The sequence below is a fragment of the Halalkalibacterium halodurans genome (genome assembly GCF_004376175.1).
In the GTDB taxonomy this organism is placed as follows: Bacteria; Bacillota; Bacilli; order Bacillales; family Bacillaceae_D; genus Halalkalibacterium; species Halalkalibacterium halodurans.
On sequence record NZ_SNUY01000026.1, the window covers coordinates 38,126 to 47,825 of the forward strand.

General features: G+C 45.7%; 9 protein-coding genes, 11 tRNA genes and 1 rRNA gene. 20 read left to right on the plus strand and 1 reads right to left on the minus strand.

The genetic code is table 11. The annotated features are described in order from the left end of the window. Nucleotides 1-4 precede the first annotated feature (4 nt). The 7 genes from E2L07_RS10225 (at nt 5) to E2L07_RS10255 (ending at nt 6,013) form a co-directional block, all read left to right on the plus strand. A complete protein-coding gene (locus E2L07_RS10225) occupies nt 5-424 on the plus strand; it encodes an anti-sigma regulatory factor (RefSeq protein WP_053432224.1) in 420 nt (139 codons plus the stop codon). Between the two features lie 14 nt (nt 425-438). Then, entirely contained in the window at nt 439-1,452 is a 1,014-nt protein-coding gene (locus tag E2L07_RS10230) for a PP2C family protein-serine/threonine phosphatase (RefSeq protein WP_010896704.1), read from the plus strand. Between the two features lie 71 nt (nt 1,453-1,523). Next, on the plus strand, nt 1,524-1,856 hold the full coding sequence (locus E2L07_RS10235) for an STAS domain-containing protein (RefSeq protein WP_053432225.1): 333 nt from the start codon (nt 1,524-1,526) through the stop codon (nt 1,854-1,856). After that, a complete protein-coding gene (gene rsbW / locus E2L07_RS10240) occupies nt 1,853-2,341 on the plus strand; it encodes an anti-sigma B factor RsbW (protein WP_053432226.1) in 489 nt (162 codons plus the stop codon). Before E2L07_RS10235 ends, rsbW begins: the two co-directional genes overlap by 4 nt. Next, nucleotides 2,301-3,086 (plus strand): RNA polymerase sigma factor SigB, encoded by a 786-nt coding sequence (sigB, locus tag E2L07_RS10245; protein WP_083445651.1) that lies wholly within the window; start codon nt 2,301-2,303, stop codon nt 3,084-3,086. The genes rsbW and sigB overlap by 41 nt, the downstream gene beginning before the upstream one ends. Continuing rightward, on the plus strand, nt 3,087-3,707 hold the full coding sequence (locus E2L07_RS10250) for a PP2C family serine/threonine-protein phosphatase (protein WP_053432228.1): 621 nt from the start codon (nt 3,087-3,089) through the stop codon (nt 3,705-3,707). Between the two features lie 119 nt (nt 3,708-3,826). Beyond that, nucleotides 3,827-6,013, plus strand: a complete 2,187-nt coding sequence (locus E2L07_RS10255) for a Tex family protein (RefSeq protein WP_134229521.1) — start codon at nt 3,827-3,829, stop codon at nt 6,011-6,013. 69 nt (nt 6,014-6,082) lie between these two features. Here E2L07_RS10255 and cmpA read toward each other — a convergent pair whose 3' ends face one another. Then, nucleotides 6,083-6,217, minus strand: coding sequence for a cortex morphogenetic protein CmpA (gene cmpA, locus E2L07_RS10260; RefSeq protein WP_134229522.1), 135 nt, complete (start codon nt 6,215-6,217; stop codon nt 6,083-6,085). Nucleotides 6,218-6,308: 91 nt separating this feature from the next. Here cmpA and E2L07_RS10265 point away from each other — a divergent pair, with 91 nt between their 5' ends. From E2L07_RS10265 to E2L07_RS10325, 13 genes are all read left to right on the plus strand, one after another. Further along, a complete protein-coding gene (locus tag E2L07_RS10265) occupies nt 6,309-6,764 on the plus strand; it encodes a SprT family protein (protein WP_134229523.1) in 456 nt (151 codons plus the stop codon). 133 nt (nt 6,765-6,897) lie between these two features. After that, nucleotides 6,898-6,972: transfer RNA gene (locus tag E2L07_RS10270), tRNA-Asn, on the plus strand. Nucleotides 6,973-6,974: 2 nt separating this feature from the next. Then, nucleotides 6,975-7,065 (plus strand) — tRNA-Ser (locus tag E2L07_RS10275). Nucleotides 7,066-7,075: 10 nt separating this feature from the next. After that, nucleotides 7,076-7,147, plus strand: a tRNA-Glu gene (locus E2L07_RS10280). 36 nt (nt 7,148-7,183) lie between these two features. Then, nucleotides 7,184-7,259: transfer RNA gene (locus tag E2L07_RS10285), tRNA-Val, on the plus strand. A 7-nt stretch (nt 7,260-7,266) separates the two neighbouring features. Next, nucleotides 7,267-7,343 (plus strand) — tRNA-Asp (locus tag E2L07_RS10290). A gap of 27 nt (nt 7,344-7,370) precedes the next feature. Further along, nucleotides 7,371-7,453: transfer RNA gene (locus tag E2L07_RS10295), tRNA-Leu, on the plus strand. Between the two features lie 15 nt (nt 7,454-7,468). Continuing rightward, nucleotides 7,469-7,553: transfer RNA gene (locus tag E2L07_RS10300), tRNA-Leu, on the plus strand. Between the two features lie 9 nt (nt 7,554-7,562). Continuing rightward, nucleotides 7,563-7,639 (plus strand) — tRNA-Arg (locus E2L07_RS10305). 20 nt (nt 7,640-7,659) lie between these two features. Next, nucleotides 7,660-7,736 (plus strand) — tRNA-Pro (locus E2L07_RS10310). Nucleotides 7,737-7,742: 6 nt separating this feature from the next. After that, nucleotides 7,743-7,816 (plus strand) — tRNA-Gly (locus E2L07_RS10315). A gap of 39 nt (nt 7,817-7,855) precedes the next feature. Beyond that, a tRNA-Ile gene (locus E2L07_RS10320) sits at nt 7,856-7,932 on the plus strand. A gap of 191 nt (nt 7,933-8,123) precedes the next feature. Beyond that, nucleotides 8,124-9,673: ribosomal RNA gene (locus E2L07_RS10325) — 16S ribosomal RNA — on the plus strand. Nucleotides 9,674-9,700: the final 27 nt, after the last annotated feature.

Sequence of the window (9,700 nt, forward strand, 5' to 3'; positions counted from 1 at the left end):
CACAATGAAAGCCCATTCCTGTAGTGTCGAAATTAGGAATGAATGGGGGATAGTTGCAGCAAGGCAAGAAGGACGGGCCCTAGCAAAGCAAGTTGGCTTTGGAAATGTAGATCAAGCAAGAATTACGACGGCGATCTCAGAATTAGCAAGAAATATTTATTTATACGCCGAGCGTGGCCAAATTGTCTTAGAGGAAGTCGAACGACTAGGAAAGCATGGGATGACCAAAGGGATAAAAATCATTTCTGAGGATAAAGGACCAGGAATTGAAGATATAAAGCAAGTCATGGAGGACGGCTTTACAACATCAGGCGGATTAGGTGCTGGATTGCCAGGGGTTAAACGGCTTATGGATGAGTTTTACATTGAATCAACTAAAGGGCAAGGTACTGTGATAACTGCTATTAAGTGGCTTCGTTTATAAGGGAGGGTCCGCTTTTGAAGCATACAAAAGATCTGTTAAACGAACAATATCGAACCATTTTAACACGATACTTGCAAAACAAATCAGAACAAGGGCTTTATCAAGCGGAACAACTGAGCAAACAATTGTTAGAGCAAAAAGTGTCACCAGAGGAGTTGGTCAGTCTTCATCGAACAGTGCTTAGTGACTTGTTTCCTTCCTTATCTAAAGACGTCCAAGATTCATTTGAGTTTTTGCTAGAAGTCATGGTTGGCTATGGTCTCGCCTATCGTGAGCATCAAAGCTTACGTGACAGGCAGCAGGAGCTGGAGTCTGAAATTGACGTGGCGGCTAATATGCAGCAAACATTATTACCCAAAGAGAAACTAAATGTTCCATCATTAGATATAGGAATCATCAGTGTCCCGGCGGAAAAAATGAGCGGCGATTTCTATCATTACATTCAATATGAGAACGATTGTATTGGCTTTGCCATTGCTGATATTATCGGCAAAGGGGTTCCAGCAGCCCTCTGCATGTCAATGATTAAGTACGGAATGGATAGCTTGCCTGAGCAACGCCTACAGCCAGCTGCTTTGCTTGAGAATTTGAACAAAGTTGTAGAGCAGAATATTGGAGATAGTATGTTTATTACAATGATGTACGGCTATTACGACGCGAGAGCTCATCAATTCCACTATTCTAGTGCAGGGCACGAGCCGGGCTTCTACTACCGTGCTGCCACAGATACGTTCGAGGATTTAAAGGCGAAGGGGCTCGTGTTAGGCGTATCCCGCAAAGCGGTATTTCATGAATATAAGCGTGATGTGAACCTCGACGACTTTATCGTCTTTTTATCCGATGGTGTCACCGAATGCCGTGTGGGAGATGAGTTTATTGAGCGAGATGAAGTGGTGTCTTATTTGAGAAAGTATAAACAATTACCCGCGCAGGATATGGTAGAAAAAGTATATCAAGAGCTTGCTCAAATTCAAGGGTACAACCTCCGTGATGATTTTACACTTATGATTGTCAGGAGAAAGGTTTAAGCTAATCGTAAACGTGGTATGGAGTAAAAACATTGCTTTACAATGACCGGAACCATGTGGGAGGTAATCAAATGAACTTAGACATTCACCTTGAAAAAGATCAAGACACCGTTTTGCTCAATGTGGAAGGTGAGATTGATGCATATACGGCTCAAGAATTACGAGAGAAGCTGTTGCCCCTTACAGAAATCAAGGGGCGCCAAGTGGTTGTCCATTTAGCCGATGTTCATTACATTGACAGTACGGGATTAGGAATATTTATTGGGGCATTGAAGTCAGCTCACCAACACGGGAGCTTCTTAAAATTAACAGGGGTAACACCGCGTGTTCGGCGTCTGTTTGATATTACAGGGCTCGATGAAGTAATTGAAATTGACGATCATGAAAGGGAGGAAGCGAGATGAGGGTTCATCAGCCTGAAACGATTGAGATGACAGTACCAGCGAAATCGGAGTTTGTTGGTGTTGTTCGTTTAACTGTATCTGGCATTGCGAATCGCTTAGGCTATACGTATGACGATATTGAAGATATTAAAATCGCTGTAGCGGAAGCTTGTACAAATGTTGTTGACCATGCATATGACGAAGGTGGGACCATGGGGTTGTCCTTTCATTTATACGAGGATCGAATGGAGGTCATTGTGACCGACCAAGGACAAAGTTTCGATATGGATGCTTTTCGCGAATCGTTAGGCCCAATTGATGGTTCAAAACCAATTCAGGATTTAAAGGAAGGAGGACTCGGGCTTTTCCTCATTAACACGCTTATGGATAAAGTAGAAATGAAAGAGGACTCAGGGGTGGTCTTAGCTATGACCAAGTTCCTTCAAAGAGATGAGGTGGACAATCGTGTCGAAGGAATCTCTGCAACACAAACGGAACAACGATGATGTATACGATTGGATTGAATCTTATCAGCAAGGGGCTGACGAGGAGGTCCAAACTAAGCTTGTAAAGCATTATGAACCGCTTGTCCATTCCCTTGCAAGAAAATTTTCCCGCAGTCGTGCCCATGACGATGATTTGGTTCAAGTGGGGATGGTTGGGTTACTTGCGGCTTTTGAACGATATGATCCAAAGTACGGACGAAGTTTTGAATCCTTTGCAGTCCCGACGATCATTGGTGAAATTAAACGATTCATTCGCGACAAAACATGGAGCGTCCATGTTCCGCGTCGCATAAAAGAGCTAGGGCCAAAAATCAAAAAAGCAGCAGATGAGCTTGCATCGGAACTTCAACGTTCTCCAAGAGTTGAAGAAATTGCAGACTTTCTAGGAGTATCTGAAGAAGAAGTGCTTGAAACAATGGAGATGGGGAAAAGCTATCAAGCCCTATCTGTAGATCGTTCCCTTGAAGCGGATCCAGAGGGCGGTGAGGTGACCCTTTTAGATTTAGTCGGTCAAGAAGATGGGGGCTATGAAAAAGCGGATCAGCAAATGTTGCTGGAAAAAGCGTTTCAAGTGTTAGATGAGCGGGAGAAGCAAATTTTGCTTTGCACGTACTTTGAGCATTTGAGTCAAAAGGAGACAGGGCACCGTTTGGGGATTTCACAAATGCATGTTTCTCGATTGCAGCGACGCGCCTTAAAAAAACTACGCGACTCCATTCGGGTTGAACTGTCGGAGTGCATATAAATGGTTGAAACGTATAATCATGAGCGTGCGACGATCGTTGTTTGGCAAAGAACGAAAAAAGGAAATGACTGCTGCGGTGATGCACATGTCGTCGTAAATCAGGATGAATATACACTCTGTGCCGTCGTTGATGGTCTTGGCAGTGGACAAGGGGCTTCAGAATCAGCGTTAGCGGCTGTACAGACCATTAAAGAACATGCAGCAGAGAACCTTCCAACTATTATGGAGCGCTGCAATGAATCTCTTTTTAGTAAAAGGGGGGCTGTTCTTACCATTCTAAAAATTGACTACCTTCAGCAGCATATTAAGTATACGAACATTGGAAATGTCTGCTTCCATTTATGTGCCCCGAGCGGTAAGAGGGTGAGGCCCCTTCCTGTGCAAGGCTATTTATCAGGAAAAAAAGACTTAACTGTAGAGGAAAAGGTGTTTCCGTACGAGGAGGGGAGCGTGTTTATCCTTCATTCAGACGGAGTGAAGGATGAAAAATTCTTGCTATACTCTGTGTTAGATTCAACTGTGACTCCAGACCTGTTTATCGAAATGCTGGAAGAGAAAGGATCTACGGATGACTTAACGATTTTAGTCGGTAAACTGAGTAAGCCTGCTCGATCGGAGTAGGTTTTTTCGCTTTTGAGCAATTGAAAACTTTGGTGCTGTCATCGCCTGACGGTCTTTTACCTTAATGGATGACTGTGCTATGATGAAGCCAATGTTATGTGAGATGGAGAGATGTTTATATGAGTGTATCACTGGGATTTGAAGAACATACGATCAAAACACTTGCCAAAGAGTTATCATTAAAGCCAAATTACATAAAGCAAGTCATTCAATTATTACATGAGGGAAATACAGTCCCGTTTATAGCTCGCTACCGTAAAGAATTGACAGGTGGGATGGATGAAGTCAAAATCCGAGAAGTATCGGAAAAATGGACCTATGCAAATCAGCTCCATGAGCGAAAGGAAGAAGTTATTCGTCTAGTGGAGGAGCAAGGGAAGTTAACCGATGAATGGAAGAAAGCAGTTGAACAAGCACAAAAGCTGCAAGAGGTTGAAGATCTTTACCGCCCATATAAACAAAAACGGCGGACACGTGCGACAGTAGCCAAGGAGAAAGGGTTAGAGCCTTTGGCGGAATGGCTCTTTTCCTTACCGCGAGATGGTGATCCTTTGCAGGAGGCAGAAGTGTATCTTTCTGTCGAGCACGAGTTAACGAAAGTAGAAGACGTCCTTCAAGGGGCACAAGATATTATAGCTGAATGGATCGCTGACGATGCAGATTTGCGGAAGCGCATTCGATCGCTCGGCTTTAAAGAAGGATCGGTCATAGCAAAAGTTAAAAAAGAAGAGTTGGATGAAAAAGGCGTCTATGAAATGTATTATGACTACGAAGAGCCTGTCCGCACGCTCGTTCCTCACCGTACGTTAGCGCTCAACCGAGGTGAGAAAGAAGATGTATTGCGAGTAACTATTCGTTTTCCTGTTGATCGAATCATCGAAATGAGTGAAAAAACGTTCATACGTCGGTTTGGTTCTCCTGCTGTTCCTTACGTAAAAGCGGCGATTGAAGATGGATACAAACGTTTGATTGTACCTTCGATTGAACGGGAAATTCGTCATGAGCTGACAGAAAAAGCAGAAGAGCAAGCCATTCATATTTTTGCTGAAAACTTGCGCAGTCTTCTTTTGCAGCCGCCAATTAAAGGAAAAGTCGTGCTTGGGTTGGACCCTGCGTACCGTACGGGTTGTAAGCTAGCGATCGTTGATGAGACGGGGAAGGTTCTTGATATCCAAGTCATTTACCCGACGCCGCCAAGAAATGAAGTAGAAGCGGCAAAAAAAATCGTGAAAAAGTTGATCGCTGATTATGGTGTAGAAATGATTGCGATTGGAAATGGGACAGCCTCTCGTGAGTCAGAGCAGTTTATTGCGGATTTAATCAAGGATCTACCGCAAACGATCTACTATTTAATCGTAAATGAAGCGGGGGCTAGTGTTTATTCAGCATCTGAAATCGGACGTGAAGAATTTCCAGATCTGCAAGTAGAGGAACGGAGTGCAGTTTCGATTGCGAGACGACTTCAAGATCCATTGGCGGAATTAGTTAAAATTGATCCGAAATCCGTTGGAGTGGGTCAGTATCAACACGATGTATCACAAAAAAGGTTAAATGAGTCGCTAACATTTGTCGTCGAAACGGTGGTTAACCAAGTGGGGGTGAATGTGAATACAGCTTCCCCTTCTTTACTTCAATATGTGGCGGGCTTATCAAAGACGGTTGCGAAAAACATTGTTAAAAAGCGAGAGGAAGCTGGTCGTTTTACAGCACGGGCACAGTTAAAGGATATTCCGAGATTAGGTGCAAAAACATATGAGCAATGCATTGGTTTCCTCCGTATTATGGATGGAGATAATTTATTAGATGCGACAGCCATTCATCCAGAATCCTATAAGGTAACAGGTAAGCTTCTGTCTGAAGTAGGTGCTACCGCTGCTGATGTTGGAACAGAAGATTTAAAGAAAAAGCTTCAAGCATTAGATGTATCGGCGATGGCAGCCACATTAGACGTTGGTGTGCCGACACTTAAGGACATGATTGATGCACTCATTCGGCCGACGAGAGATCCGCGTGATGAAGTGGCAAAGCCTTTACTAAAGCAAGATGTTCTTCAATTAGAAGATCTTTTGCCAGGGATGGAGTTGCAAGGGACCGTACGGAACGTTGTCGATTTTGGTGTATTTGTTGACATCGGGGTTAAACAAGACGGTCTTGTCCATATTTCAAAATTGGCGAACCGCTATATAAAGCATCCGTTAGAAGTAGTCACAGTTGGTGAAATTGTAACAGTTTGGGTTGAAGATGTGGATATAAAAAAAGGTCGAATTGCATTAACGATGCTTAGACCAGAGGACCAAAACCTGTAAAGAAGGAAAGGCGTGTATTTCGCCTTTCTTCTTTGATTATGATAGAAGAGATTTCAACGAGGGTGTAAATCATATGTTTCGTGAAGTTTGCTTCGGATATTCTTTTTTTTGGTAATAAAACCAACATTGGTTCAACAATTTGACTTTGTAGCGATTTTTATGAGCAAATGCAGTTCGCAATTGGTTGATGAGCCAGTTGGGCATTTTGCCATCTCCCCTAACGGTATGATCGTATGAAACATTATATGTGATACAGTTTGTCAGTGTTTAACACTATTTTATGGAGGCGCAGGATATGACGGAGCAGGAATTGCAACAGTTAGTAGAGGATATTTCCTTAAAGTCATTTGGAATGAAGTTCCGTCACAAGGCACGGTTTAATCCTCGGCTACGTACAACAGGAGGGCGGTATTTATTGCATGGCCATGATATTGAACTAAACCCGAAGCATCTTGAGCTATTTGGTCTTGACGAACTCATCGGGATCATTAAGCATGAATTGTGTCATTATCACTTGCATCTGCAAAAGAAGGGATACCGCCATCGTGATGCAGATTTTAAATTACTATTAAAAGAAGTCGATGCGCCTCGATACTGTGCCAAAATTCCTCATGCACAGAACAGTGTAAAGACTCGCCATCTCTATGTGTGTACGGGTTGCGGGACAAGGTTTGAACGCAAGCGTAAGGTTGATACCTCTCGTTATGTTTGCGGAAAATGCAATGGAAGACTAAAAAAAATTAAGGGTTGATTTTTGAATTTGTCATGTGCTATATTATAGAAGTCGCTGAACGAGACACTTGTTTATAAATGAATATTAAAAAGGTCATTGACAGAATGGATGACTTTCTTTAAAATATAAAAAGTCGAAAGTGAAGAAACATTCCGCAGTAGCTCAGTGGTAGAGCAATCGGCTGTTAACCGATCGGTCGTAGGTTCGAGTCCTACCTGCGGAGCCAATGGAGAAGTACCCAAGTGGCTGAAGGGGCTCCCCTGCTAAGGGAGTAGGTCGTGTGAGCGGCGCGAGGGTTCAAATCCCTCCTTCTCCGCCATTTTCAAAATGGCCCGTTGGTCAAGTGGTTAAGACACCGCCCTTTCACGGCGGTAACACGGGTTCGAATCCCGTACGGGTCATCATTTTTAAGGGTGTCTTCGACGCCCTGAGCATTCGGAGGATTAGCTCAGCTGGGAGAGCACCTGCCTTACAAGCAGGGGGTCGGCGGTTCGATCCCGTCATCCTCCACCATTTTATTGGTCCGGTAGTTCAGTTGGTTAGAATGCCTGCCTGTCACGCAGGAGGTCGCGGGTTCGAGTCCCGTCCGGACCGCCATTATTTCATTATTTTCAAAGATTCCATGCGGGTGTGGCGGAATTGGCAGACGCGCTAGACTTAGGATCTAGTGTCCTTGTGACGTGGGGGTTCGACTCCCTTCACCCGCACTTTTAAATGAATAAGCGGTTGTGGCGGAATGGCAGACGCGCTAGGTTGAGGGCCTAGTGGGGGGTTGACCCCGTGGAGGTTCGAGTCCTCTCAACCGCATAGTATAAAGCGCCCGTAGCTCAATTGGATAGAGCGTTTGACTACGGATCAAAAGGTTAGGGGTTCGACTCCTCTCGGGCGCGCCATGTTTTGAGTGAGAATTGTCCGGGAAGTAGCTCAGCTTGGTAGAGCACTTGGTTTGGGACCAAGGGGTCGCAGGTTCAAATCCTGTCTTCCCGACCATCATATGCGGGTGTAGTTTAGTGGTAAAACCTCAGCCTTCCAAGCTGATGTCGTGGGTTCGATTCCCATCACCCGCTCCATAAATGTTATGTAAGGTTTATTTTTTTGCCTTCATTTATGGGCCTGTAGCTCAGCTGGTTAGAGCGCACGCCTGATAAGCGTGAGGTCGGTGGTTCAAGTCCACTCAGGCCCACCATAAAAATAAAGTGTTGACAAATGATTTGACGCTTGTTATTATGGAGAAGTCGCTGTTAAACGACTACAGTTCTTTGAAAACTGAACAAAAGCCAAGCGAAATAAAGAGATACAAGGTATCTCGTCAATTTACTTCATTATATGAAGTGTCGCAGGAAACAACATCCTGTGAAATATGAGCTTTATCAAACTTTTATGGAGAGTTTGATCCTGGCTCAGGACGAACGCTGGCGGCGTGCCTAATACATGCAAGTCGAGCGGACCAAAGGGAGCTTGCTCCTGGAGGTTAGCGGCGAACGGGTGAGTAACACGTGGGCAACCTGCCTGTAAGACTGGGATAACATCGAGAAATCGGTGCTAATACCGGATAATAAAAAGAACTGCATGGTTCTTTTTTGAAAGATGGTTTCGGCTATCACTTACAGATGGGCCCGCGGCGCATTAGCTAGTTGGTGGGGTAACGGCTCACCAAGGCGACGATGCGTAGCCGACCTGAGAGGGTGATCGGCCACACTGGGACTGAGACACGGCCCAGACTCCTACGGGAGGCAGCAGTAGGGAATCTTCCGCAATGGACGAAAGTCTGACGGAGCAACGCCGCGTGAGTGATGAAGGTTTTCGGATCGTAAAACTCTGTTGTTAGGGAAGAACAAGTGCCGTTCGAAAGGGCGGCACCTTGACGGTACCTAACGAGAAAGCCACGGCTAACTACGTGCCAGCAGCCGCGGTAATACGTAGGTGGCAAGCGTTGTCCGGAATTATTGGGCGTAAAGCGCGCGCAGGCGGTCTCTTAAGTCTGATGTGAAAGCCCCCGGCTCAACCGGGGAGGGTCATTGGAAACTGGGAGACTTGAGTACAGAAGAGGAGAGTGGAATTCCACGTGTAGCGGTGAAATGCGTAGAGATGTGGAGGAACACCAGTGGCGAAGGCGACTCTCTGGTCTGTAACTGACGCTGAGGCGCGAAAGCGTGGGGAGCAAACAGGATTAGATACCCTGGTAGTCCACGCCGTAAACGATGAGTGCTAGGTGTTAGGGGTTTCGACGCCCTTAGTGCCGAAGTTAACACATTAAGCACTCCGCCTGGGGAGTACGACCGCAAGGTTGAAACTCAAAGGAATTGACGGGGGCCCGCACAAGCAGTGGAGCATGTGGTTTAATTCGAAGCAACGCGAAGAACCTTACCAGGTCTTGACATCCTTTGACCACCCTAGAGATAGGGCTTTCCCCTTCGGGGGACAAAGTGACAGGTGGTGCATGGTTGTCGTCAGCTCGTGTCGTGAGATGTTGGGTTAAGTCCCGCAACGAGCGCAACCCTTGACCTTAGTTGCCAGCATTCAGTTGGGCACTCTAAGGTGACTGCCGGTGACAAACCGGAGGAAGGTGGGGATGACGTCAAATCATCATGCCCCTTATGACCTGGGCTACACACGTGCTACAATGGATGGTACAAAGGGTTGCGAAGCCGCGAGGTGAAGCCAATCCCAGAAAGCCATTCTCAGTTCGGATTGCAGGCTGCAACTCGCCTGCATGAAGCCGGAATTGCTAGTAATCGCGGATCAGCATGCCGCGGTGAATACGTTCCCGGGCCTTGTACACACCGCCCGTCACACCACGAGAGTTTGTAACACCCGAAGTCGGTGGGGTAACCTTTTGGAGCCAGCCGCCTAAGGTGGGACAGATGATTGGGGTGAAGTCGTAACAAGGTAGCCGTATCGGAAGGTGCGGCTGGATCACCTCCTTTCTACGGAGTTTTTAACTCTAGTCGACC